Here is a 24,161-nt window from a genome sequence, read left to right as displayed (position 1 = left end):
TCGCCCCAGAGCTCAGGAGTCCCCCCTTGTCCGTCGGAGATGTCGCGGGGCTCGTCGCGGCCCTCGCGTTCGTGGTCCTCGTCGCGCTGCTCGCGCGCCCGATCCTCAAGCTGGGCGCGGTGCTCGACGAGGCCCGCGCCGCCATCAAGGGCGTGTCCGACTCGACCGTCCCGCTGATCGCCGAGGTGACCACCACGGTGGGCCAGGCGAACGAGCAGATGGAGAAGATCGACACGATCACCACCAACGCCGCGCAGGTGACCACCAACGTCTCGGCGCTGACGGCGCTGTTCGCCGCGACCGTCGGCTCGCCCGTGGTGCGCGTCGCCGCCTTCACCTACGGCGTGCGCCAGGCCGTCGCCGGGCGCCGCACGGGTGCCGGCAAGGCCGGTCGCCGCGCCGGCCGAGCGGCGGTCTGAGCCGTGGGCAGGCTGGTGCTGGCCGGGATCGGCGTGGCCGCCGGCGTGTTCGCCACCGTGAAGGCCGTCCGCCTGGCGCAGGCGGCCTCCCCGCAGGACGGCGAGGGCTGGTCGGCCTCCGTGCGCTCCTTCGCCGCCGACGTGCGCGCCGGCATGGCCGAGCGCGAGGACGACCTGCGCATCGCCCTCGGCGTCGACACGGGCACCATCGACGAGGCGACCGCCCGCGACCTGCTCGAGAACCCCACGCGTCCGCGCTCCTGACGCCGCCGCCGACGGCCGCCGCTGGCCGCCGCCGACCGCCGGGCACCGCCCGGCACCCCTGACCCTGCTTCCCTGACCACCCCCGGAGGGGACACCCGTGGAGACCGCCGAGATCCGCCGGCGCTGGCTGACGTTCTTCGAGGACCGCGGGCACACCGTGGTGCCCAGCGCCTCGCTCATCAGCCCCGACCCGAGCCTGCTGTTCACCGTGGCCGGCATGGTGCCGTTCATCCCGTACCTCACGGGCCAGCAGACGCCGCCGTACCCGCGCGCCACGAGCGTGCAGAAGTGCGTGCGCACCCTCGACATCGACGAGGTCGGCAAGACCACGCGCCACGGCACGTTCTTCCAGATGAACGGCAACTTCTCCTTCGGCGACTACTTCAAGGAGGGGGCGATCTCCTACGCGTGGGAGCTGGTCACCTCCCCGCAGTCGCAGGGCGGCTACGGCTTCGACCCGGAGAGCCTGTGGGCCACGGTGTACGTCGACGACGACGAGGCCCACCGCCTGTGGCAGACCGTCGCCGGCCTGCCGCCGGAGCGGATCCAGCGCCTGGGCATGGAGGACAACTACTGGTCCACCGGCCAGCCCGGCCCGGCCGGCCCCTGCTCGGAGATCTACGTCGACCGCGGCCCCGCCTACGGGCCCGACGGCGGCCCCGCCAACGACCCCGCGGGCGACCGGTACCTGGAGATCTGGAACCTCGTCTTCATGCAGTTCCAGCGCGGGGAGGGCCAGGGCAAGGACTTCCCGATCCTCCACGAGCTGCCGAAGAAGAACATCGACACCGGCATGGGCCTGGAGCGCACCGCGCTCCTGCTGCAGGGCGTCGACAACATGTACGAGATCGACCAGGTCGCGCCCGTGCTGCGGCACGCCGCCGAGCTGGCCGGGGTCCGCTACGGCGCCGACCGCGACGCCGACGTGCGGCTGCGCGTCGTCGCCGACCACGTCCGCGCCTCCCTGATGCTCATGGGCGACGGCGTCACCCCCGGCAACGAGGGCGGCGGCTACGTGCTGCGCCGCCTGGTGCGCCGCGCCGTGCGGGCCATGCGCCTGCTCGGCGTCGACACCCCCACGCTGCCCGAGCTGCTGCCCGTCTCCCTGGAGGCCATGGCGCCGGCCTACCCCGAGCTGCGCGAGGGCTTCGGCCGCATCAGCGCGGTGGCCTACGCCGAGGAGGACGCCTTCCGGCGCACCCTCGTGGCCGGCACCACGATCCTCGACACCGCGGTGGCGCAGGCGAAGAAGGCGGCACCGGCGAGCAGCACGACGCAGCCGGTCCTGTCGGGCGAGCGCGCCTTCGAGCTGCACGACACCTTCGGCTTCCCCATCGACCTCACCCTCGAGATGGCCGCCGAGCAGGGCGTCTCGGTCGACGCCGAGGGCTTCCGCCGCCTCATGACCGAGCAGCGCACCCGCGCCCGCGAGGACGCCCGCGCCAAGCGCGCCGGCCGCACCGACACCGCTGGGTACCGCCAGGTCGCCGACGAGCTGGGCCGCGACGTCGACTTCCTCGGCTACGAGGTGCTCTCCGCCGAGGGCCGCGTGGTCGGGCTCCTGCGCGACGGCGCGAGCGTCCCCGTGGCGCTCGCGGGCGACGACGTCGAGCTCGTCCTCGACAGGACCCCCTTCTACGCCGAGAGCGGCGGCCAGCTGGCCGACCACGGCCGCCTCACCGTCACCGGGCCCACCGGCGTGCGGGCGGTCGTCGACGTCACCGACGTGCAGCGCCCCATCCCGGGCCTGAACGTCCACCACGCCACCGTCGTGTCCGGCGAGGTCGCCGTGGGCGACGCCGTCGAGGCCGTCGTCGACGCCGGGCGCCGCCTGGCCGTGGCGCGCGCCCACACCGCCACCCACCTGGTGCACCAGGGCCTGCGCGACGCGCTCGGCCCCGACGGCACCCGCCAGGCCGGCTCGGAGAACGCGCCCGGCCGCCTGCGCTTCGACTACACCGCGCTGGCCGCGCCCACCCCGGCGCAGCTGGTCGACGTCGCCGCGGAGGTCAACACCTTCCTCGCCGACGACCTGCCCGTGACCACCACGGTCACCGACCCCGAGTCGGCTCGCCGCGCTGGCGCTCTCGCGTTCTTCGGCGACAAGTACGGCGACCGCGTGCGCATGGTCGGCATCGGCGAGTGGTCCAAGGAGCTGTGCGGCGGCACCCACGTGGAGCGCACCGGACAGCTGGGCGTGGTCACGCTGCTGGGCGAGGCGTCCATCGGCTCGGGCACCCGCCGCGTCGAGGCGCTGGTGGGCCCCGACGCCCACGCCCACCTGGCGCGCGAGAGCGCCCTGGTGAGCCAGCTGACCACGATGCTCAAGGTCCGCTCCGACGAGCTGCCCGACCGCATCGCGGTGCTCCTGGACCAGCTCAAGGAGGCCGACCGCACGATCGCCGCGGCCCGCGCCAAGGAGGTCCTCGCCGGAGCGGGTGCCCTCGCGGCCGGCGCCGAGGTGCTCGGTGGGCAGGACGGCGTGCGCGTGGTCGCCACCAGCGCCGGCGAGGTCGCCTCCGCGGACGACCTGCGCACCCTCGCGCTCGACGTCCGCGGGCGCCTCGGCGAGGCCGCGTCGGTCGTCGCCGTCGGCGGCGTGGCCAAGGGCCGTCCCGTCGTCGTCATCGCCACCAGCCCCGCGGCCCGCGCCGCGGGCCTGAAGGCCGGGGCGCTCGTCCGCGTGGCCGCCACCACCCTCGGTGGCGGCGGCGGGGGCAAGGACGACGTCGCGCAGGGCGGCGGCACCGATGCGGCGGCGCTCCCCGCGGCGCTCGACGCCGTCCGCGCCGCCGTGGCGCAGACCGCGGGCGCCTGAGGGCGCTGGGCGGCGGGGCGGGGCGGTGAGGCGGGGGGTCAGGCTCTGCGTCGACGTCGGGTCGGTGCGCGTCGGGCTCGCGGCGAGCGACCCCGACGGCCTGATCGCCTCGCCCGTCGAGACGCTGCGGCGCGACCGCGCCCACGGCTCTGACCTGCAACGCATCGTCACCGAGGCCGCCGAACGGGGGGCCGTGGAGATCGTCGTCGGCCTCCCGTTCTCGCTCTCCGGGCGCGAAGGTCCAGCGGCGGCCCACGTGCGTGGCTACGCTGCTGATCTGGCAGGACGTGTCGCGCCGGTGCCGGTGCGCCTCGTCGACGAGCGGCTGAGCACCGTGAGCGCCCACCAGGCGCTGACGGCCTCCGGGCGGTCGGGCCGGCGCCACCGACAGGTGGTCGACCAGGTCGCGGCGGTGCTGGTGCTGCAGACGGCCCTGGACGCGGAGCGCGCCTCGGGCCGGCCACCGGGGTCGACCGTCGACCCCGGGCCCGCCGGGGCCTGACGCCGCGGCGGGAGGAGGGACGGATCGCGCCGATGAGCGGCTTGTCGCTGGAGGACCTGCCCGGGAACCCCGAGTCCCGTGCGTCCTCGAGGTCGGCGCAGCGCAGCGCGCAGCGCGGTGACCGCGACCGGCGCCGCAAGCGCCGTCGCACCACCGCCCTGGTGGTCCTGGCGGTGTGCGCCGTCCTCTTCGGCGGCGGCGCCGTGCTCGTCGGCAGCCAGGCCAGCTCGCTGGTCGCCTCCCTCACCGACTCCGGCGACTACGAGGGCACCGGCAGCGGCGACGTCGACGTGACGATCCCCGCCGGCGCCTCGGGCCGCACCATCGCCTCGGCCCTGGCCGAGGCCGGCGTCGTGAAGACCTCCGGCGCCTTCCTCACCGCGGCCGCGGCCGACCCCGCCGCGACGTCCATCCAGCCGGGCACCTACCGCCTGCGCTCGGAGATGTCCGCCGCCTCGGCGCTGGCCCTGCTGCTCGACCCGTCGTCGCGGCAGTCGCTGCAGGTGCGGGTGATCGAGGGCAACGTGGCCTCGCAGATCTACCAGAAGCTGTCCGAGGCCAGCGGCCGTCCCGTGAGCGACTACGAGGCCGCCGCGAAGGACCCCGCCCTGGGCCTGCCGGCCGGCGCGAACGGCTCCGTGGAGGGCTACCTGTTCCCGGCCACGTACACCTACGACCTCGACTCCACGCCGGTGGAGCAGCTGCAGGCCATGGTCGTGCGCGCGACGCAGGCCATGGACGAGGTCGGCTTCCCGGCCGACCCGGCGGAGCGGCACCGCCTGCTCACCGAGGCGAGCCTGGTGCAGAAGGAGGGGGCGAACGCCGAGGACATGGCCAAGGTGGCGCGGGTCATCGAGAACCGCATCGCCGCGGGCCAGCCGCTGCAGTTCGACACCACGGTCAACTACGCCACCGGCAAGACGGGGCTGACCACCACCGCCGAGGACCGCGCCAGCACCTCGCCGTACAACACCTACCTGTACCCGGGCCTGCCGCCGGGGCCGATCGCCTCCCCGGGGGAGGACGCCATGCGCGCCGCCCTGGCGCCGGCCGACGGCAGCTGGCTCTACTTCGTGGTGACCGACCCCTCCACGGGGGCCACGGCCTTCGCCGACACCTACGAGGAGCACCAGCGCAACGTCGCGCAGTTCCAGGCGTGGCTGCGCGCCAACCCGCAGGGATGAGGGCCGCCGTCTGGGGCTCGCCGATCGCCCACTCCCTCTCACCGGCGCTGCACCGCGCCGCGTACGCGGCGCTCGGGCTCGACTGGCGCTACGACGCCCACGAGGTCGACGTCGCCGCGCTCCCGGCGGCGGTCGCCGCGCTCGACGAGACCTGGGTCGGGGTCTCGCTGACCATGCCGCTGAAGGCGGCGGTGCTGCCGCTCCTGGCGCAGACCTCGTCCCTGGCGCTGGCCGTCGGTGCGGTCAACACGCTGCTGCCGGTCCGCGGCGAGCAGGGCGCGCGTGCGGGGTGGCGCGGTGAGAACACCGACGTCCACGGCGTCGTCGCCGCCCTCGCCGAAGCAGGGGTCGAACCTGCGGAGGCGGGTGCGCCTCCGCGCAGCGCTGTGGTGCTGGGCGGTGGGGCCACCGCCGCCTCCGCGCTGGCGGCGCTGGCGCAGCTCGGCGCCCGCGAGCCGGTCGTCGTGGTGCGCTCCCCGGAGCGGGCCCGTGCCCTGGTCGACGTGGGCGCCCGCCTCGGCGTCGAGGTCCGGCTGCACCGGTGGTCGGAGCCGCTGCCCGTGGCCGAGCTGCTCGCCCGCGCCGACGTCGTCGTCTCCACCGCTCCGGTCGGTGCGGCGGACGGCGTCGCGGAGGTGCTCGCCGAGGTGCTGCCCGGCGGGAGCGCCCCCGCGGGCGCGCTCCTCGACGTCGTCTACGCCCCCTGGCCCACGGCGCTCGGCGCCGCGTGGGCCGCCGCCGGAGCCCCCGTGGTGGGCGGCTTCGCGATGCTGCTGCACCAGGCCTGCCGCCAGGTCGAGCTGATGACGGGCCTGCCCGCCCCGGTGGAGGCCATGCGCGCCGCCGGTCCGGCCGTGCCCGAGCAGCTGCTCACCCGCTGACCCGAGGGGCCGTGCTCCTCAAGGACGCCCCCGCGCCCGCCGATGCTCTCCCAGGACGGGAGGGCCCTGCCCTCGGCGCGTGATCAGGAGGAGCCCGGTGAGCAGCTGGAGCAGCGACGACCTCGGAGTGGTGAGCTGGAACAGCCCCGCCCCGACCGCGGACGCGCCGGTGCCGGCGCAGCCCGCCCGCGCCGCCGGCTGGGAGCAGCACCTCGTCGAGCCGCCCGCTCCCGCCGCGACCCCGCACCCCGGGGTGGCGCACCAGCGGTGGGCCCCCGCCTCGGTGCTGGAGGACGACGAGCCCGCCCTCCCGGCGCAGGCCGGGCCGCCGGCACCCGTGCGCGGCGAGGCCGACCCGGACGCCGAGGCCGGCCTCGACATCACCGCCGTGCTCGTGGCGATGCTGCAGACGGGAGCGTCCGACCTGCACCTGACCACCGGCGCGCCGCCCACCGTCCGCCGCCACGGCGAGCTGCGGCCCCTGGAGGGCTTCGAGCGGCTCACCTCCGCCGTCCTGCAGCGCAGCCTCTACGGGATGCTCACGCAGAAGCAGCGCGCCCGCTTCGAGGAGGAGCTGGAGCTCGACTTCGCGCACTCGGTGCCGGGGCGGGGCCGCTTCCGCGTCAACGTCTACCGCCAGCGGGAGTCGCTCGGGGCGGCGTTCCGCGTCATCCCCGCCGAGATCAAGCCGCTGGACGCCCTGGGCGTCCCGCCCGCGGTCGCGCGGTTCGCCGGGCTGCCCCGCGGCCTGGTGCTGGTCACCGGCCCGACCGGCTCGGGCAAGTCGACGACGCTGGCGGGGCTGATCGACCTCGCCAACTCCACGCGCAGCGACCACATCATGACCGTCGAGGACCCGATCGAGTTCCTCCACCGCCACAAGAGCTGCCTGGTCAACCAGCGCGAGGTGGGGAGGACACCCACTCCTTCGCCAGCGCCCTCAAGCACGTGCTGCGCCAGGACCCCGACATCATCCTCGTCGGCGAGCTGCGCGACCTGGAGACCATCTCCGTGGCGCTGACCGCCGCGGAGACCGGTCACCTGGTCTTCGCGACGCTGCACACGCAGGACGCCGCCCAGACCATCGACCGCGTCGTCGACGTCTTCCCGACCGAGCAGCAGGAGCAGGTCCGCGCCCAGCTGGCGGCGACGCTGCAGGGCGTGGTCTGCCAGACGCTGTGCAAGACCGCCGACGGCCGCGGGCGGGTGGTGGCCACCGAGGTGCTGATGGCGACGCCGGCCATCCGCAACCTCGTGCGCGAGGGCAAGACCCACCAGATCTACTCGGCGATGCAGGCGGGCGCCGCCCACGGCATGCACACCCTCGACCAGCACCTGGCCGACCTGGTGCGCCGGGGACGGGTCACCCGCACCGAGGCGCTCAGCAGGGCCAACAGCCCCGAGGACTTCTCCCGCCTGGTGGGCGGTGCCTGATGGCCACCTCGACGCTGTTCGACTACACCGTCCGCGACGTCTCCGGGAAGCTCGTCACCGGCAAGATGGAGGCGGCCGACGAGGCCGCGCTGGTCGCCCGTCTGCGGGCCCAGGGCCACGCGCCGCTCAAGGTCAAGCCGGCCGGCACCGGCCTCAACCGCGAGATCACGCTGCCGGGCAGCAACCGGGTGCCGCTGAAGGACCTGGCGGTGATGTCGCGGCAGTTCGCCACGATGATCAGCTCGGGCCTGTCGCTGCTGCGCGCCCTGTCGATCCTGTCGGAGCAGACCGCCTGCAAGCCGCTGGCCAGGACCCTGGCCGGCATCCGGGTCGACGTCGAGGGCGGCTCCTCGCTGTCGGTGGCGATGGCGCGGCACCCGAAGGTCTTCCCGCCGCTGATGATCAACATGGTCCGCGCCGGTGAGGTCGGCGGCTTCCTCGAGACCGTGCTGGTGCAGGTGGCCGACAACTTCGAGTCCGAGGTCAAGCTCCAGGCCAAGATCAAGTCGGCGATGGCCTACCCCGTCGTCGTGTTCGTCATCGCCGTCCTGGCGGTGATCGGCATGCTGCTGTTCATCGTGCCGATCTTCGCCGGCATGTTCGCCTCGCTCGGCGGTGAGCTGCCGCTGCCCACGCGCGTCCTCGTGGTGCTCTCGGACGGCCTGCGCGTCGGTGCGCCCGCGGGCGTCGTCGTGCTGCTCGCGGCGGGGGTGGCCTGGGCGCGCTGGAAGCACCACCCCGCGGTGCGGAACGCCGTCGACCCGGTGAAGATCAGGATGCCCGTCTTCGGGCAGCTCTTCGCCAAGATCGCGCTGTCCCGCTTCACCCGCAACCTCGGGATGATGATGCGCTCCGGCGTGCCCATCCTCCAGGCCCTGGACATCGTCGGGGCCACGGCGGGCAACGTGGTGCTCGAGCGCGCCGCCGCCGACCTCCAGGAGAGCGTCCGCGGCGGCGAGTCGATGGCGGGGCCGCTCGCACGGCACAAGGTGTTCCCGCCGATGGTGGCGCAGATGCTCGCCGTGGGTGAGGACACCGGCGCGCTGGACACCATGCTCGAGAAGGTGTCGCAGTTCTACGACCAGGAGGTCGAGGCGACCACGGACGCCCTGACGAGCCTCATCGAGCCCCTGATGATCGCCGTCCTCGGCAGCATCATCGGCGGGATGATCATCGCCCTCTACATGCCGATCTTCTCGGTCTTCACCCTCATCAACTGAGCTCCGAGCACCGCCGCCGGCAGGGCGCCCACCGCACGCGGTGGGCGCCCTGCGCCGTCCGGGTGACCCGGGGAGGTGCTGGTCAAGGGGGCTCCGGGGACGTCGATACCCCTAGAGCAAGGGGGGCCGCGGGAGTCGCGTCCTGAAGACTCGAGAAGGGGATCCGGCCATGATGGCTCGCATCCGCAAGGCCATGGAGGAGAAGGACCAGGGCTTCACCCTGATCGAGCTCCTCGTCGTCATGATCATCATCGGCATCCTCGCGGCCATCGCCGTGCCGGTGTTCCTGAACCAGCGCCAGAAGGCCGTCGACAGCAGCATCAAGTCGGACCTGCGCACGGTCGCCCAGAGCGCCGAGACCGCGATGGTCGACGCCCAGTCGTACCCGGCTGCCGCCACGGGCACCGTCAACTCGACCACGGGCGCGGCCACCATCACCGTCGGCACCACGACGACCGCGCTCAGCAACGGGAACCTGCTGGCCTACACGGTCAGCACCGACGGGACCTACTACTGCGTCGCCGGCTCCAACGCCAAGGCGACGGCCTCGGGCGCGTCTCCGGGCAACGGCTCCTACTACTGGTACACCAGCAAGGGCGGCGGCCTGCAGGGCGCTGCGACGTCCACCAAGCCCAGCACCTGCCCCTGACCTGACCTGTGTGCCGCGGGCCCGCACCCTCCGGGGCGGGCCCGCGGCCACATCCACCGACCGTCGTCACCAGCCTTGGGGAGCCGCTGTGGGACACGTGGACGGCCTGGACGACCAGGCGGGAGAGGCCGCGACCGACGCGGGTTTCACCCTCGTGGAGGTCGTGGTCGCCCTCGGCCTGCTCAGCGTCGTGGCCACCTCGGCGCTGTCGATGTTCGTCGCGTCGATGAAGCACGCCGACGGGCAGCGGGAGCGCCAGGTGGCGCTCGCCGTCGCCAACGACGCGGTGGAGCGGATCCACTCGGTGCGCTCCACGGTCACCAGCGCCACGCCCCAGACCGTCGCCGGCCTCGAGGGAACCGGCCAGGTGGGCGGCCTGTCCTCGGGGCGCACCCCGTCCGACGTCGCCACCGCCTGGAACGCGACCAGCTTCCCCGGCAAGGCCGACACCCGTCCCGCCTGGGACGCGAACACCCCCGCCGGCCCCTCGCCGTGCCGCTGTCGGTGCCGTCGGAGGTCGGTGGCACGACGTACACGACGACCACGCTCGTCGGCACCTGCACCCTGGCGACCGCCGCGGGCGGGGCCTGCTCCCTCACGGGCTCCGGCCCGGTGGTGCAGCGGGTCGTCGTCGTCGTGACCTGGTCCGGGGCGGGGTGCTCGCCCACGTGCTCGACCACCAGCTCCTCACTCGTCGACGGTCACAGCGACCCGACCTGGCGGGTCGCCTCGTGAGCCCGTCACGCCCGACCGCACCCGCTCCCGTGCGGCCGTCCCCGCAGGGCGACGACGACGGCGCGACCCTGGTCGAGCTGCTCGTGGCGATGAGCATCCTCACCACGGTGCTCGTGGTCATGCTGTCGGCCGTGGTCGGCCTGGGGCGCATGACCGTCAAGACGCAGAACCTCACCGACGCCACCGGCGACGTCCGCACCGTCTACCTGCGCCTGGACCGCGACGTCCGCTACGCCGACGCCATCAGCGTCCCGGGCGAGGTCGCCGGCGACTGGTTCGTCGAGATGACCAGCCCCGAGAGGGCGACCAGCGGCACCCGGTGCACCCAGTGGCGCCTCCACCGGGCCGGGTCGTCCCTCCAGGTGCGCACCTGGGTCCGCGGCGCTGCGGTGCCGACCACCTGGACCACGGTCGCCGGGTCCCTCGCGACCGACCCGGCCCGCCCGCCCTTCACCCGCGCCGCCGCTGGCTCCACGCCCCCGCAGGGCGCGCAGGTCCCGCTCGCGCGCCAGCAGCTCGGCGTGCACCTGCTCGCCCAGCGCGGCACCGGCGAGCCCGCCGGGAGGGCCGTGGTCGACACCGCCTTCACCGCGCGCAACAGCAGCGCCGGCTCACCGGGCAACGCCGACACCACGACCGCCGTCGCCGACCTCTGCGGCAGCACCGCGACGATCCGGAGCACCTCGTGAGCACCCCGCAGACCACCCGCACCGGCCCCCACGGGGCCGGCGCCGCCGAACGCGCTGACGACGCCGGGATCGCCCTGCTGAGCGTCATCATGCTGGTCATTGGTCGTCGCGACCCTGAGCCTGCTCGCCCTGGGCGCGGTGATGGCCCAGGTGAAGCCGCTGAGCTACACCGCCAAGGCCGCCGGCACCATCGCGGCCGCGGAGTCCGGCAGCCAGGCGGCCCTGGCCGCGGTGCGCGCCGCCACCCGCGTCGACGGGGTGGACGGCAAGACGTACGGCGACACCACCCGCCTCCCGTGCCAGCTGGCAGGAACCGTTTCCCTCCCGCGGCCCGGTGCTCGCCTACGCGGTGACGGTCGACTACTACGCCAGCGACCCGTCCCAGCAGCCCGCCGACTGGCTCGCCGCCAACCACCTGGCGTGCTCCTCGAGCTCCGGCGTCAGCGCCACCGGGGACGCCCCGAAGTACGCGCTCATCACGTCCACCGCGACGCAGGACGGCGTGGTGGGCATCGCCGACACCAGCGGCAACCGGCTCCTGCGGGCGACCTACGCCCTGCAGACGACGTCGCTGAACATCCCGGGCGGCCTCTTCTGGTCGTACGGCAAGAAGACCTGCCTGCAGGTGCAGGGGGCGGCTGTGGAGGGCGCCGCCCTGCAGTACGCCGCCCCGTCGGCCTGCCAGGCCCGGACGGCGGACCTCATGTGGGTCCACGACACCGACAACAAGCTCAAGCTGGCCTCGACCCTCAGCGCGTCGTCCCAGCTGTGCGTGACGGCTGTCGGCAGCGCCGCCCAGCTGGAGCAGTGCGCCCCGGCGCGCACCGACGACCAGGTCCTCAGCTACACCGGCCAGAACTTCAGCATGAAGGGCGCGCGGTGCCTGTGGTCCGAGCGCAGGGCGACCCCGGCCACCGACGGGATCGACGTCGCGCACGTCAGCCGGTGCAGCAGCAACGACTACACCGACTGGTGGAGCTGGTCGCCCGAGCCCGCCGTCGGCGCCGGTGACTCCGGCTACGCCTCGGGGCAGTTCGTCAACTACAAGGACTTCGGGTCCTGCTTCGAGATCACCCGCGAGGACCCGTGGGCGAACGTCGAGGGCGTCGCCCCGTGCAAGCACGCCGGGGCCAGCACCAACACCTACAACCAGGTCTGGACCCTCACCACCTCCGCCGGCGCCGGCGACTGGCCCACCGCCGACCAGCCGGTCAAGACCGGCACGCTGTCCATCAAGGCCAACAACCACAACCTGCGCTGCCTGAGCCGCCTCGAGACCACGCGCTCGGACGACATGGGCACCTGGGGCCCCGACCACCCCGCCCTGGCGGACTGCAACGGCACCCCCCAGCAGCGCTTCACCGTCATCGGCTACACCGGCGACTACTACACCAGCTACCTCATCAAGGACGACCTCGGCCGCTGCCTGGGCTCCGGGCCGGTGTACCACCCCGCCCAGGGCTTCGACTACCCGACGGTCATCGCCTCCGCCTGCACCGGCGGCCCCGAGCAGCGCTGGAACGCCCCGGCCAACCTCGTGCCGGGCGACGTCAACCACGTCCTCGAGACGCCGGTGACGCGATGAGCGCCGCGCTGGCGGCCCTGGTGGTCCTCGCCGCCGTCGTGGGCCTCGCCGTCGGGTCGTTCCTCAACGTGGTGGTGCACCGCGTCCCCGCCGGCGCCTCGGTGGTCCGACCGCCCAGCGCCTGCCCCGCCTGCGCCAGCCCCGTCGCCGCCCGGGACAACGTCCCGGTGCTCTCGTGGGTGCTGCTGCGGGGTCGCTGCCGCTCCTGCGCCGCACGCATCAGCGCCCGCTACCCCCTGGTCGAGCTGGCCACGGCCGGGCTGTTCGCCGCCGTGACCGCCTGGGCCGCCCACGAGGGCCGGTGGGCCCTGCTGCCCGTGCTGCTCTACCTCGCGGCTGCCGGCCTCGCGCTCGCGCTCATCGACCTCGACGTGCGCCGCCTGCCCGACGCCATCGTGCTCCCCGCCTACCCCGTCACCGCCGCCCTGCTGGGCCTGGCCGCGGTGGTGGAGCACGACGGCGCCGCCGCGCTGCGGGCGCTCGCCGGCGGCCTCCTCCTGTACGGCCTCTACTTCGCCCTCGCCGTGGCTCGTCCCGGCGGCATGGGCTTCGGAGACGTCAAGCTCGCCGGCGTCCTGGGCGCCGTCCTCGGCTACGCCGGGTGGTCGGCGCTCGCGGTGGGGGCGTTCTCCGCCTTCGTGCTGGGCGGCCTGGTGGGGGTCGCCCTGGTCGCCTCCGGGGTGCTGCGGCGCCGCGGGCACCTGCCCTTCGGCCCGTTCATGCTGGTCGGCGCGGCGCTCGGCGTCGTCGCAGGCGGCGCCGTCGGCCACTGGTACCTGGCGCTGAGCGGCTTCCCGGTCACCTGAGGGCGCCCCCAGCCGGCACCTCGGGGTCGGCCGATCGGGTAGTGATGATCAAGGCTGCTCCCCGCCCTGCCGATCAGGACTCGCAGGACACCACCACGGACCACCCAGGGGATCGAGCTGTGCAGCTGACGGACCGCCACATCCGCGAAGACGGTGCGACCGACGACGGCTTCACGCTGGTCGAGGTCATCGTCGCGCTGGCCCTCCTCGGAGTGATCGCCACGGCGACCCTCGGCTTCTTCATCTCCGGGACGCGGACGTCGACCGACCTGCAGCGCCGCCAGGTGGCGGTCGCCCTGGCCAACGCGGCCGTCGAGGACGCGCGCGGTCTGCCCGTCACGGTGCAGACGAGCACCACGGGCGGCACCACGACGACGTGGCCGCTGCTCGTCCGCGGACGCACCCAGAGCTCGGTGAGCAGCCAGTGGTCGGCCTCCGGCTCTCCGGCGAGCACGACCTTCCCGGCGTGGGACCCCTCGAGCCCCGTCGGCGCGCTCCTGGTGGCGCCGACGAAGACCGACCGGGTCGGGACGGCGTCCTACACGACCACGACCTACATCGGCACGTGCTACCGCCTGCGGGCCACCACCTCCCAGCCGTGCGACCGCGCCGGCAGGGAGCGCGCGAACCAGCCGCCCGCGGGTTACGAGGAGCTCGTCCGCATCAGCGCCACCACCGCGTGGGGGGCTGATCAGGAGTGCTCCGGCACCGCCTGCTCCTACACGGCGAGCGTCCTGGTCGACACCTCCGCGGACCCCGAGTGGAACACCTCGGGCGGACGGGCCGTCGACGACACCGCCACCGTGGCGAGGGGCACCCGCCAGACGCTCGACGTCCTGAACAACGACACGATGATCCCGGCGAGGACCAGCCCCGTGACCGTGAGGTCCGCGCCGAGCGGCATGAGGGCCACGGCCGACCCTGCGGGGACCATCACGCTGGAGGTCCCCGCCGACGCGGCCCTGGGGTCGGCCACCGTCACCTACGTCGTGAAGGACGCCTACGGTGCGACGTCCAACACCGCCACCGTGCGCATCACGGTGACCCGGTGAGCGGCGCGCGCGGGCTCGTCCGCCGCCCGTGGGCCGCCGACGGCGGTGCCCGTCCGGACGGCGGCGTGACCCTCGTCGAGACGCTGGTCGCGATGAGCATCTTCTCCGTGGTCATGGCCATCTTCATGTCCGCCGTGCTGTCGATGACGACGAGCACCAGCCGCGTGAACAACACCGCGGACGCCGGTGACGGAGTCCGGGCGGTCTTCCTGCGCCTGGACCGGCAGGTCCGGTACGCCGACGCCATCAACCAGCCCTCCGCGGCTCCGGGAGGCCGCTGGTACGTGGAGTTCCGCACCGCCCAGCGCGCGGGTGGCCAGCCGACGCTGTGCACCCAGTGGCGGTACGACCCCACGACCGCGTCGCTGCAGTTCCGCACGTGGGACGACGGGCAGACCCCCGCGGACTCCTTCTCCACCGTCGCCACGCGCGTGCTGCCGGACGCCGGCAGCGGGTCGCCCTTCGCGGTGGCGCTCGCCGGCGCCGACCACGTCAACCAGAAGCTCACCGTGTCCGTCACCTCCGGGACCGGCACGGGTGACTCCGCCGGGAGGGCGTCCATGACCACCTCGTTCGTGGCACGCAACAGCTCCATCACCTCGCCGAGCAACACCGCCGGCGCTGCCGTCTGCCCGCAGGCCACCCGGCCGTGAGCGGTCACCCGACCCGGGAGGTCACCGTGCTCCGCTCTGCCGTGCGCCGGCTCCGAGCCCGGACTGCCGGCAGCCCCCCCACGGGCCCTGAGCAGGACGCCGGCGCGGCGCTCCTCGCCGTGGTCCTGCTCATGTTCGTCGTCCTGGCGCTGGCGACCCTCGTCCTGGGTGTGGTCGTGAGCCAGGTCAAGCCCACCCGGGCCACCCAGCAGAGCACACGGCTGATCTTCGCGGCCGAGACGGGCACGCAGACCGCGCTCGCGCAGATCCGCACCAGCACCGGGGCCGGCGGCGTGGGCTCGCTCCGCGAGCTCCCCTGCCGGGTGCTGGGCGAGGTGCCGAGTCCCGCGGGAGGGCTGTCCTTCAGCTCGGCGATCACCTACTTCACCCAGGACCCGTCGGGCAAGAGCGACACCTGGCAGACGACCAACGCCCTGCCCTGCACCGAAGGGGCGGGGGTGTCGCGGCAGCCGGTCTTCGCCCTCGTCAGCACCGTCGGCCAGGACGCGAGCGCCGGCGCGCTCGTCCACTCGCGCTCCCTGCTGGCCCAGTACGCGTTCCGGGTCAGCAACAAGAACATCCCGGGAGGCGTCATCTTCACGGCTCCGCGCGAGGCCTGCCTGCAGGCGTCCTCAGCCACCGCGGGGGCGACCGTCACGTACCAGCCGGCCGCCAGCTGCAGCAGCAGCAACGACCTCCAGCGCTGGGTGTACGACACCGGCTACCACCTGGCGCTGGCCAGCACCACCACCGCGACCACGACCGGCGGGACGACGGGCTCGAGCGGGCTCTGCATCACGCAGCCGGCTCTCAGCGCGACGGACCGCACGGTGTCGCTGCAGGCGTGCACCCTCGACTCGCGCTCTGCGATGCAGCTGTGGAGCTACGAGAGCGGAGCGCACTTCCGCGGGCAGAACGCCAGCAACAAGGACTACGGCAAGAACTGCCTGTACGCCGGTCAGACGAGCTGGTCCGCGGGGGACACCGTCAAGGCCGGTGGCAGCTCGACCTGCGACGCGGCCAACGAGTCCTGGGGCTCGTTCAGCCCCGAACCGCAGGTGGGTGCGGGAGCCGCCTCGTTCCAGACGTCGCAGCTCGTCAACTACAAGGAGTTCGGCCGGTGCGCCGACGTCACCAACATGACCACGAGCTTCCGCTACATGATCCTCTACCCCTGCAAGCAGGACCCGAGCGGCGGTAGCAAGCTGGCGTGGAACCACCGCTGGTACTACGGGGCCGAGACCGGCGTCGCAGCTGAGCCCGATGGCGCGTCAGGACTGCCGACGCGGATCCGGGTGCGCTTCCAGAACGACTCGGACCGGACGTCGTGCCTCACCTCGCCCGCACCGGGAGCCGAACCCGCCTACGTCACCTTCCGCAGCTGCGACTCCGCACCCTTCCAGGCGTTCACGCGGTACTACGCGACGGGCTCGTACACGAGCAGCTACACCTTCGTGGCGAGCGACGGCCGCTGTCTGTCCGTCGGGGAGGAGCAGTCGCCCCGCAACGACGGCGTCTACTGGTCGACCATGGTGCTCGAGACGTGCGACGGTGGTCCGGCCCAGAAGTGGAACGCTCCGCCGACCGCTCTCGAGCCCAGCGTCAGCCGCCAGCTCGAGACCTCCGTGACGGGGTGACGACGGGAGCGCGCAGCCGTGGGCGGACGTGGCGGACACCTGGCCGCCGCTGGTGCTCGCCGCCGTCGTCGGTCTCGCCGTCGGGTCGTCCCTCGACGTGGTGGTGCAGCACCGCGTGCCAGTCGGCGCCTTCGTGGTGCACCCGCGCAGCGCGTGGCCCGCGTGCACCAGCCCCGTCGCCCCCCCCCCGCGACGACGTGCCGGTGGTGTCGTGGCTGCTGCTGCGCGGGCGCTGCCGCTCGTGCGCCGCACCCACCAGCGTCCGCCACCCCCTGGTCGAGCTCGCCACGGCCGGGCTCTTCGCCGCGGTGACCGCCTGGGTCGCCCACGAGGGGCGCTGGGCCCTGCTGCCGGTACTGCTCCACCGGGCGGCCGCCGGGCTGGCCCTCGCGCTCATCGACCTCGACGTGCACCGCCTGCCTGACGCCATCGTGCTGCCGGCCTACCCGGTGACCGCCGTCCTCGGCGGGCTGGTCGGGGTGGCCCTGGTGGCCACCGGGGTGCTGCGTCGGCGAGGCCACCTGCCGTTCGGCCCGTTCATGCTCGTGGGCGCCGCACTCGGCGTCGTCGCGGGCGGCGGTGTCGTCCACTGGTACCTCGCGATGAGCGGCTACCCCCTCGCCTGACGAGCGTGACCCGAGGTCGTCCCAGGTCAGCGCTCAAGTCCGTTCCCGCCCTGCCGATCGAAGTGGAGAGGGCGACCACGGACCGGTGCCCTCGACCGACAGGGGGGACTCTCGTGGCACGACGCACGTCGATCGGGCTCGACATCGGCTGCAGCGCGGTGCGCGCCGCCGAGCTGTCGTTCACCGCGACGGGAGTGGTGCTGGAGCGCAGCGCCGAGGCCCCCCTCCCCGAGGGCGCGGTCGTCGACGGCGAGGTCGTCGACGTCGCCGCGGTCTCCGCGGCGCTCGTGCAGCTGTGGCGCACCGGCCGGTTCTCCAGCCGCCGCGTGACCCTCGGCATCGCCAACCAGCGCGTCGTCGTGCGCGAGGTCGAGGTGCCGAAGATGCCCGCCGCCGACCTGCGCAAGGCCCTGCCCTTCCAGGTGCAGGACGTGCTCCCCATGCCCGTCGAGTCCGCCGTCATGGACTTCCACCCGCTCGAGGTCCGCACCACCGGCAGCGGCCAGGTGGTGCGCGGGCTGCTCGTCGCCGCCTGGCGCGACGCCGTCGCCTCGCTCGTCGCGGCCGCCGAGGGCGCCCGGCTGGTCCCCGAGGCCGTCGACCTCACCGCCTTCGCGGTGCTGCGCGCCCTGGGCACCGACGTCCACGGCGAGACCACGACCGAGGCGCTGGTCGACATCGGCGCCACCATCACCCAGGTCGTCGTCCACTCCGGGGGAGCCCCCCGCTTCGTCCGCATCCTCATGGCGGGCGGCAACGACATCACCGACGCGCTGGTCGAGCGCACGGGCGTCACCGTGCTCGAGGCCGAGCACCTCAAGCGCGGCCTCGGCATCGGCGACGGCCTCAGCGGCGAGCTCACGGTCGTGGGCCACGCCGTGGAGGCCGCGGCGCTCGGCTTCCTCGAGGAGGTCCGCAGCACCATCGACTACGCCGCGGCCACCAGCGGCCACCGCGCCGAGCGCGTGGTGCTGACCGGCGGCGGCGCCCGGCTCGACGGGCTGGCCCCGCGCCTGGCCGCCATGACGGGGCTCCCCGTCGACATCGGGTCCGTCAGCCACCGCCTGCGCCCCGGCCGCAACCTGCGTCCGACGGACGACGCCGCGACGATGGCCATCGGCCTGGCCCTGGGGGTGTCGGCGTGAGCGGCCTGACCGAGGTGCTCGCCGGGGTCCGCCCCGCCGGGGACCGCTCCGAGCCCACCGCCTGGGTGGCCCCGCGGGTCAACCTGCTGCCGCCCGGCGTCATCTCCCGCCGCGCCGTCCGCCGCGCCAAGCGCGGCGGTGCCGTGGGCGTGGCCGCGGCCCTGCTGGTCGTCTCCGGCTCGTGGGCCGTGGGCGCCGCCCAGGCCAGCACCGCCCAGGCCGAGCTCGACACCGCGCTGGCGCGCACCAGCGCCCTGCAGGCCCAGCAGGCCCAGTACGCCGCCGCACCCCAGACCCTCCGCGCGCTGCGCGCCACCGAGGACGCCCGCACCACCGCGATGGCCCAGGACGTCAGCTGGGCGGCCTTCGTCGGCACGCTCAGCGCCGCCCTGCCCGCCGGCGCGTGGCTCGACGGCGTGCAGGCCACGCTCACCACCGACGACGCCTCGACCGCCCCGGCCGCCGACGCGACCGCGGGTGCCCCGGGCGGCGAGGGCAGCATCACGATCACCGCGCGCTCCACCTCCTACGAGGACGTGGCCGCCTACCTCGACGCCCTGGGCACCGTCCCGGGCGTGGCCGACGCCTACCTCATGACGGCCACGATGGACAGCGCCCAGGCGGTCCCCGTCGTCTCCTTCACCATCACCGCGCAGGTCACCGACGCCGCGCTCAGCCACCGCTTCGCCCAGAACGCCGACTCCCAGGAAGTGGGCTGACGTGTCCCTGTCGACCCCTGACCTCCGCGCCCCCGGCGGTCGAGGCACCGGCCAGGCCGGGCCCGCCCGCGCCGCCGGCCCGGCGACCGCCGTGTTCCGCCCCGCCGGCAGCTCGGGCGAGGCAGCGCCGTCCAAGGACCCGCGCCCCCTGCCGTGGCTGCTGGGCGGCGTCGGCGCCGTCGCGCTCGTCGCCCTCGGCGGCTGGGCGCTGGTGCTGGCGCCCCAGGCCGCCAGCACGGCGGCCCTGGAGGACCAGGCCGTCCAGACCACCGCGAACGAGGCGCAGCTCACCACCAAGGTGGCCGAGCTCCAGGCGCAGTACTCCGCCCTGCCCCAGTACCAGGCCGACCTGGCCCGGGCCCGCTCGCAGGTCCCCACCGACCCGGACCTGGCCGACCTGCTGCGCGCCCTGCGCGACGCCGCCGCCACGACCGGCGTCACCCTCACCGGTGTGGTGCCGGCCGCCCCCGAGACGGCCGCCGCGGCGGCCACGGACGGCACGGCCGCCACCGAGGGCACGGCCGCCACCGAGGGCACGGCCGCCACAGACGGCGCGGCTGCCACCGACGGCGCGGCTGCCGCGACGACCACCACGACAACGACGACGGACCCGGCCACCGGCCTCGTCCGCGTCCCGCTCACCCTGACCGCCACCGGCGGGTACGCCGCCGTGGAGGCCTTCCTCGCCGCGGTCCAGCAGCAGGACCGGCTCGTGCTCCTGACCAGCGTCGCGCTCGCCCCGAGCACCTCGGCCGACGGGCGGACCCTGCTGACGCTGACCGCTGCGGGCTCGGCCTTCGCGCTGCCGGCGACCGACGCCGAGCTCTCGGCGGCGGCTGCCACCGCTGCCGCGGCCGTCCCGACGACCCCGGCGACGTCCCCCACCGCCCTGCCGGCCACCGTCCTCACCGCGGCGACGCCCGCGGCCACCCGCTGAGCGCGAACGGACCAGGAGCACCCATGACCACCAGTCCCTTCGGAGGCCCTCCCGCCGTCGGCCCCGACGCGCCGGCGATGGGCCCGTTCGAGGCCGCCGCGCTCGCCCGGGGCCCCCTCGAGGCCGACGACGCGCCCTTCGGCGCGCTGCCCGACGAGCCCCCGGCAGCGGGGACCTCCAGCCCGTTCGGCACCGTGCCGGCCCCGCGCCCCGCCGCTGACCCCGCGCCGGCCCCTGCTGCCGAGGTCACCGAGCCCGCTGGTCTGCGCGCGCGGCCCACACGCCCCGAGCGCCCCGGGCTGGGACTGCCCTCGCGCGCCGCAGGTGGCGGGACGTCCCGCCGCGGCCCGCTCCTCGTCCTCGCCCTCGGCGGCGGTGCGCTGGTGCTGGGCGCGCTCGTCGCCGGCAGCCTGCTGAGCGGCGGTGGTGACGACGCGGACGCGAGCGGCGTCGTCGTCGTCCCGGGTGCCACCGCGGTGCCCGGCTCGTCCGCCGTCCCCTCGGCCGGCACCGGCACCGACCCGGTGGCCGGGCCCGGTGACGCGGTCGCCGTCCTGGGGCGCGACCCGTTCGCGGCCCTGGTGGCCTCCACCACCACCGACCCCACCTCCGGCCCGACCGCGGACCCGGCGTCCACCGCCCCCGTCGACGGCAGCGGCACCTCCAGCGGCTCGAGCGGCCTGCTGGGCGGCGGCACCTCGGGCGGTGCAGGAGGAACGGCGTCCGGCGGGGGCACCACGACCGTCCAGGTGCCCGGCCCGACCGTGACCGTCACCGCGCCGCCGCCCGCGGCGTCGGCCCCCGCGGCGCTGACCACCGCGCAGACCTGCTCGGCGGTGTCGGGCCCGATGGCGGCGGTGGAGCAGCTGCTCTCCGCCAGCACCTCCGCGGGCACCGACCCCGTCGACACGGGGACGGCGCTGCGCACGCCCGTCGCGGCGATGCGCGCTGCGGTCAGCGCGACCTCCGACGGGGCGCTGGCCTCCCGCCTCGACGTCGCGACGAGCAGCGCCGAGGCGCTGCGCTCGCAGCTGCTCGGCGGTGTGGCGGTCACGTCCGACCAGGTCGACAGCCAGACGTCCCTGGACGCGGCCGTCCGCACCGCCTGCGCCTGACCCGCCACCGACCCGACCTGCGAGCGACCCGACCCCGACCCCGACCCCGGCCGGCCCGCGCGGTCGTCGCGGGCCGCGTGGGAGGATCAGCCACGTGCTGCGCTGGCTGACTGCGGGGGAGTCCCACGGCCCCGCCCTCGTCGGGGTCCTCGAGGGGCTTCCCTCGGGGGTCTCCGTGACCACCGACCACCTCCGGGCCGCGCTCGCGCGCCGCCGCCTCGGCTACGGCCGCGGTGCGCGGATGGCGTTCGAGCAGGACGAGGTCACCGTGCTCGGCGGGCTGCGCCACGGGACCACCCAGGGCGGGCCGTTCGCGGTCACCATCGGCAACACCGAGTGGCCCAAGTGGTCGACGGTGATGTCGCCCGACCCGGTCGACCCGTCGCTCCTCAAGACCACCGGCCGCAACGCCGCCCTGACCCGCCCGCGCCCGGGCCACGCCGACCTGGTCGGCATGCAGAAGCACGGCTTCGACGAGGCCCGCCCGGTGCTGGAGCGCGCCAGCGCCCGCGAGACCGCCACCCGCGTGGCCCTCGGCGAGGTCGCCGCCCGGTTCCTCCAGCAGGCCGCCGGCGTCCGCCTGGTCTCGCACACCGTCTCCCTCGGCCCGGTCGCGGTGCCCGACGAGGCGTGGGACGAGGTCGGCCTGCCGCTGCCCGACGACGTCGCCGCCCTCGACGCCGACCCGCTGCGCTGCCACCACGGCCCCACGAGCGCCCGCATGGTCGAGGAGGTCGACGCCTGCCACAAGGAGGGCGACACCCTCGGCGGCGTCGTCGAGGTGCTGGCCTACGGCCTGCCGCCGGGTCTGGGCAGCCACACCCACTGGGACCGCCGCATCGACGGCCGCCTCGCGCAGGCCCTGATGGGCATCCAGGCCATCAAGGGCGTCGAGGTCGGTGACGGCTTCGAGACCGCCCGTCGCCGCGGCTCGGCCGCCCACGACGAGATCGAGACCGGCCCCGACGGCGTGCTGCGCCGCCGCACCGGCCGCGCCGGCGGCACCGAGGGCGGCATGACGACGGGCGAGGTGCTGCGCGTGCGCGCCGCCATGAAGCCCATCGCCACCGTGCCCCGCGCCCTGGCCACCGTCGACGTCGCCACCGGCGAGGCCACCCAGGCCCACCACCAGCGCTCCGACGTCTGCGCGGTGCCCGCCTCCGGCGTCGTCGCCGAGGCGATGGTGGCGCTGGTGCTCGCCGACGCGCTGCTGGAGAAGTTCGGCGGGGACTCGGTGCCCGAGACGGCGCGCAACGTGCGCACCTACCTCGAGGGCATCCCCGAGCTGCTGCGCTCCTCCAGCAGCACGGTCAGCAGCCCCGAGAGCTGACGGTGGCCCCTCGGGTCGTGCTCGTCGGCCCGATGGGCTCGGGCAAGTCCGCCGTCGGAGCGCTGCTCGCGACCGACCTCGGCGTGGTGCTGCGCGACACCGACGCCGACGTCGAGGCGTCGGCGGGACGACCGGTGGCGGCGGTGTTCGCCGCCGAGGGCGAGGCGGGCTTCCGCGCCCGCGAGCGCGCGGCCGTCGCCGCTGCCCTGCGCGAGCACGACGGCGTGCTGTCGCTGGGCGGGGGGGCGGTGCTCGACCCCGCCACCCGGGCCGACCTCGCCGGGCTGGCGGCGCTCGGTGCCCCGGTGGTGCTGCTGACCGCCTCGTGGGAGCACGTCAGCTCCCGCCTCGGTGACACGAGCACCCGCCCGGTGCTCGCCGGCGACGCCGAGCAGCGGTGGCGAGCGGCGCTGGCCGCCCGGGAGCACCTGTACGCCGAGGTGGCGGCGCACGTCGTCGCGACCGACGGGCGCAGCGCCCGCGAGGTCGCCGACGCCGTCCTCCCCCTCCTCCGCCCGTGATCATGGGCGTCCGCCACCTCGCGAGGTGGCGGACGTCCATGATCACGAAGGAGGAGCGAGGGGCTCCGTAGGATCGGGGGCCGTGAGCACCGACACCCCCAGCGACGCACCGACCGACGGCCGGACCGACGAGCCGACGCGGATCACCGTCGCGGGCGAGGCGCCGTACGACGTCCTCATCGGCACCGGCCTCCTGGGCGAGCTGCCCGGCCTGCTGGGGGAGCGGGTCCAGCGGGTGCTCGTGGTGCACCCCCACGCGCTCGCGGCCACCGGTGAGGCGGTCCGCGACGACCTCGCCGCCGCCGGCTTCGAGGCCTACCTGGCGGAGGTCCCCGACGGCGAGGACGCCAAGCGCGCCGAGGTGGCCGCCTTCTGCTGGGGCGTGCTCGGCCAGGCCGGCTTCACCCGCACCGACGCCGTCGTCGGCGTCGGCGGGGGAGCCGTCACCGACCTCGCCGGCTTCGTGGCCGCCACCTGGCTGCGCGGTGTCCGCGTCATCCAGGTGCCCACCACGCTGCTCGCCATGGTCGACGCCGCCGTCGGCGGCAAGACGGGCATCAACACCAAGGAGGGCAAGAACCTCGTCGGGTCCTTCCACCCGCCGTCGGGCGTGCTGTGCGACCTCGCCGCGCTGCAGACCCTCCCGGCCAACGACCTGGTCGCCGGGATGGCCGAGGTGGTCAAGTGCGGGTTCATCGCCGACCCGCGCATCCTGGAGCTGGTCGAGGCCGACCCGGCCGCCGTGCGCGACCCGGGCGCCCCCGTCCTGCGCGAGCTGGTCGAGCGGGCCGTCGCGGTCAAGGCCCGCGTGGTGGGGGAGGACCTCAAGGAGTCCGGCCTGCGCGAGATCCTCAACTACGGCCACACCCTCGGCCACGCGATCGAGCTGGTGGAGCGCTACGAGTGGCGCCACGGCGCCGCCGTCAGCATCGGGATGGTCTTCGCCGCCGAGCTCGCGCGCCTGGCCGGGCGCCTGGACGACGCCGTCGTCGACCGCCACCGCAGCGTGCTCGGCTCCCTCGGGCTGCCCCTGGAGTACCGGGGCGACCGGTGGCCGCAGCTGCTCGACGGGATGAGGCGCGACAAGAAGACCCGCGGCGACCTGCTGCGCTTCGTGGTGCTCGACGACGTCGCCCGCCCCAGCCGCCTGGAGGGACCCGACCCGGCGCTCCTGCAGGCCGCCTACGCGGAGATCAGCCGCGCGGCCCCGGCCGGCGGCGGGATCTCCCTCGGCTGATCA

The 24,161-nt window shown here is 75.0% G+C and carries 25 protein-coding genes; all 25 read left to right on the top strand.

The window, feature by feature from the left end; translation table 11 throughout:
- Positions 1 to 26 precede the first annotated feature (26 nt).
- The gene (locus tag F1641_RS19115; protein ID WP_194908117.1) at positions 27 to 419 is read left to right on the top strand and encodes a DUF948 domain-containing protein; all 393 of its coding nucleotides are present in this window, start codon (positions 27 to 29) and stop codon (positions 417 to 419) included.
- 3 nt (positions 420 to 422) lie between these two features.
- Entirely contained in the window at positions 423 to 683 is a 261-nt protein-coding gene (locus F1641_RS19110) for a hypothetical protein (protein WP_194908116.1), read from the top strand.
- Positions 684 to 780: 97 nt separating this feature from the next.
- Positions 781 to 3,501, top strand: a complete 2,721-nt coding sequence (gene alaS / locus F1641_RS19105; RefSeq protein ID WP_194908114.1) for an alanine--tRNA ligase — start codon at positions 781 to 783, stop codon at positions 3,499 to 3,501.
- Between the two features lie 25 nt (positions 3,502 to 3,526).
- Positions 3,527 to 4,003: a Holliday junction resolvase RuvX gene (gene ruvX / locus F1641_RS19100; RefSeq protein ID WP_309225720.1), complete on the top strand. Its 477-nt coding sequence runs from the start codon at positions 3,527 to 3,529 to the stop codon at positions 4,001 to 4,003.
- A 32-nt stretch (positions 4,004 to 4,035) separates the two neighbouring features.
- Positions 4,036 to 5,187 (top strand): endolytic transglycosylase MltG, encoded by a 1,152-nt coding sequence (gene mltG, locus F1641_RS19095; RefSeq protein ID WP_194908110.1) that lies wholly within the window; start codon positions 4,036 to 4,038, stop codon positions 5,185 to 5,187.
- Entirely contained in the window at positions 5,184 to 6,068 is an 885-nt protein-coding gene (locus tag F1641_RS19090; protein ID WP_194908108.1) for a shikimate dehydrogenase, read from the top strand. Before mltG ends, F1641_RS19090 begins: the two co-directional genes overlap by 4 nt.
- A gap of 97 nt (positions 6,069 to 6,165) precedes the next feature.
- Positions 6,166 to 7,089 (top strand): ATPase, T2SS/T4P/T4SS family, encoded by a 924-nt coding sequence (locus tag F1641_RS23575; RefSeq protein WP_309225719.1) that lies wholly within the window; start codon positions 6,166 to 6,168, stop codon positions 7,087 to 7,089.
- Positions 7,017 to 7,502: an ATPase, T2SS/T4P/T4SS family gene (locus tag F1641_RS22625; protein WP_309225718.1), complete on the top strand. Its 486-nt coding sequence runs from the start codon at positions 7,017 to 7,019 to the stop codon at positions 7,500 to 7,502. The genes F1641_RS23575 and F1641_RS22625 overlap by 73 nt, the downstream gene beginning before the upstream one ends.
- Positions 7,502 to 8,722, top strand: coding sequence for a type II secretion system F family protein (locus F1641_RS19080; protein WP_194908106.1), 1,221 nt, complete (start codon positions 7,502 to 7,504; stop codon positions 8,720 to 8,722). The genes F1641_RS22625 and F1641_RS19080 overlap by 1 nt, the downstream gene beginning before the upstream one ends.
- Before the next feature lie 169 nt (positions 8,723 to 8,891).
- A complete protein-coding gene (locus tag F1641_RS19075; protein WP_194908104.1) occupies positions 8,892 to 9,371 on the top strand; it encodes a type II secretion system protein in 480 nt (159 codons plus the stop codon).
- 88 nt (positions 9,372 to 9,459) lie between these two features.
- Positions 9,460 to 10,011 (top strand): type II secretion system protein, encoded by a 552-nt coding sequence (locus F1641_RS19070; protein ID WP_194908102.1) that lies wholly within the window; start codon positions 9,460 to 9,462, stop codon positions 10,009 to 10,011.
- A 91-nt stretch (positions 10,012 to 10,102) separates the two neighbouring features.
- Positions 10,103 to 10,795: a type II secretion system protein J gene (locus F1641_RS19065; protein ID WP_194908100.1), complete on the top strand. Its 693-nt coding sequence runs from the start codon at positions 10,103 to 10,105 to the stop codon at positions 10,793 to 10,795.
- A gap of 334 nt (positions 10,796 to 11,129) precedes the next feature.
- Positions 11,130 to 12,380, top strand: coding sequence for an RICIN domain-containing protein (locus tag F1641_RS19060; protein WP_194908098.1), 1,251 nt, complete (start codon positions 11,130 to 11,132; stop codon positions 12,378 to 12,380).
- Positions 12,377 to 13,186 carry an A24 family peptidase gene (locus tag F1641_RS19055; RefSeq protein WP_194908096.1) on the top strand — a complete coding sequence of 270 codons (810 nt, stop codon included), beginning with the start codon at positions 12,377 to 12,379 and terminating at the stop codon, positions 13,184 to 13,186. Before F1641_RS19060 ends, F1641_RS19055 begins: the two co-directional genes overlap by 4 nt.
- A gap of 119 nt (positions 13,187 to 13,305) precedes the next feature.
- Positions 13,306 to 14,238 carry a prepilin-type N-terminal cleavage/methylation domain-containing protein gene (locus F1641_RS19050; protein WP_206691480.1) on the top strand — a complete coding sequence of 311 codons (933 nt, stop codon included), beginning with the start codon at positions 13,306 to 13,308 and terminating at the stop codon, positions 14,236 to 14,238.
- Complete coding sequence (locus F1641_RS19045) at positions 14,235 to 14,891, top strand: type II secretion system protein J (RefSeq protein WP_194908091.1); 657 nt, start codon at positions 14,235 to 14,237, stop codon at positions 14,889 to 14,891. The genes F1641_RS19050 and F1641_RS19045 overlap by 4 nt, the downstream gene beginning before the upstream one ends.
- 26 nt (positions 14,892 to 14,917) lie before the next feature.
- Positions 14,918 to 16,528, top strand: a complete 1,611-nt coding sequence (locus F1641_RS19040) for an RICIN domain-containing protein (RefSeq protein WP_194908087.1) — start codon at positions 14,918 to 14,920, stop codon at positions 16,526 to 16,528.
- Between the two features lie 203 nt (positions 16,529 to 16,731).
- A complete protein-coding gene (locus F1641_RS19035) occupies positions 16,732 to 17,154 on the top strand; it encodes a prepilin peptidase (RefSeq protein WP_206691479.1) in 423 nt (140 codons plus the stop codon).
- A gap of 113 nt (positions 17,155 to 17,267) precedes the next feature.
- On the top strand, positions 17,268 to 18,299 hold the full coding sequence (gene pilM / locus F1641_RS19030; protein WP_194908086.1) for a type IV pilus assembly protein PilM: 1,032 nt from the start codon (positions 17,268 to 17,270) through the stop codon (positions 18,297 to 18,299).
- A complete protein-coding gene (locus F1641_RS19025) occupies positions 18,296 to 19,018 on the top strand; it encodes a PilN domain-containing protein (protein WP_194908084.1) in 723 nt (240 codons plus the stop codon). Before pilM ends, F1641_RS19025 begins: the two co-directional genes overlap by 4 nt.
- Position 19,019: 1 nt before the next feature.
- Positions 19,020 to 19,955 carry a type 4a pilus biogenesis protein PilO gene (pilO, locus tag F1641_RS19020; protein WP_194908082.1) on the top strand — a complete coding sequence of 312 codons (936 nt, stop codon included), beginning with the start codon at positions 19,020 to 19,022 and terminating at the stop codon, positions 19,953 to 19,955.
- 23 nt (positions 19,956 to 19,978) lie between these two features.
- Positions 19,979 to 21,070 carry a hypothetical protein gene (locus F1641_RS19015; protein ID WP_194908080.1) on the top strand — a complete coding sequence of 364 codons (1,092 nt, stop codon included), beginning with the start codon at positions 19,979 to 19,981 and terminating at the stop codon, positions 21,068 to 21,070.
- A 94-nt stretch (positions 21,071 to 21,164) separates the two neighbouring features.
- Positions 21,165 to 22,400, top strand: coding sequence for a chorismate synthase (aroC, locus tag F1641_RS19010; RefSeq protein WP_194908078.1), 1,236 nt, complete (start codon positions 21,165 to 21,167; stop codon positions 22,398 to 22,400).
- A 2-nt stretch (positions 22,401 to 22,402) separates the two neighbouring features.
- A complete protein-coding gene (locus F1641_RS19005) occupies positions 22,403 to 22,921 on the top strand; it encodes a shikimate kinase (RefSeq protein ID WP_219729616.1) in 519 nt (172 codons plus the stop codon).
- Positions 22,922 to 23,003: 82 nt separating this feature from the next.
- On the top strand, positions 23,004 to 24,158 hold the full coding sequence (gene aroB / locus F1641_RS19000) for a 3-dehydroquinate synthase (RefSeq protein WP_309225717.1): 1,155 nt from the start codon (positions 23,004 to 23,006) through the stop codon (positions 24,156 to 24,158).
- The last annotated feature ends 3 nt before the right edge of the window (positions 24,159 to 24,161 follow it).

It is taken from the genome of Quadrisphaera sp. INWT6, assembly GCF_015390235.1.
Lineage (GTDB): Bacteria > Actinomycetota > Actinomycetes > Actinomycetales > Quadrisphaeraceae > Quadrisphaera.
Note: the sequence above shows the minus strand (reverse complement) of the source record. Positions and strands in the feature narration are given on the sequence as shown.

Bases quoted from the DNA above. Each gene is read 5' to 3' on its own strand.
- mltG (WP_194908110.1), top strand. From the start codon at position 4,036: ATGAGCGGCTTGTCGCTGGAGGACCTGCCCGGGAACCCCGAGTCCCGT.
- F1641_RS19090 (WP_194908108.1), top strand. From the start codon at position 5,184: ATGAGGGCCGCCGTCTGGGGCTCGCCGATCGCCCACTCCCTCTCACCG.
- F1641_RS19080 (WP_194908106.1), top strand. From the start codon at position 7,502: ATGGCCACCTCGACGCTGTTCGACTACACCGTCCGCGACGTCTCCGGG.
- F1641_RS19075 (WP_194908104.1), top strand. From the start codon at position 8,892: ATGATGGCTCGCATCCGCAAGGCCATGGAGGAGAAGGACCAGGGCTTC.
- F1641_RS19055 (WP_194908096.1), top strand. From the start codon at position 12,377: ATGAGCGCCGCGCTGGCGGCCCTGGTGGTCCTCGCCGCCGTCGTGGGC.
- F1641_RS19015 (WP_194908080.1), top strand. From the start codon at position 19,979: ATGACCACCAGTCCCTTCGGAGGCCCTCCCGCCGTCGGCCCCGACGCG.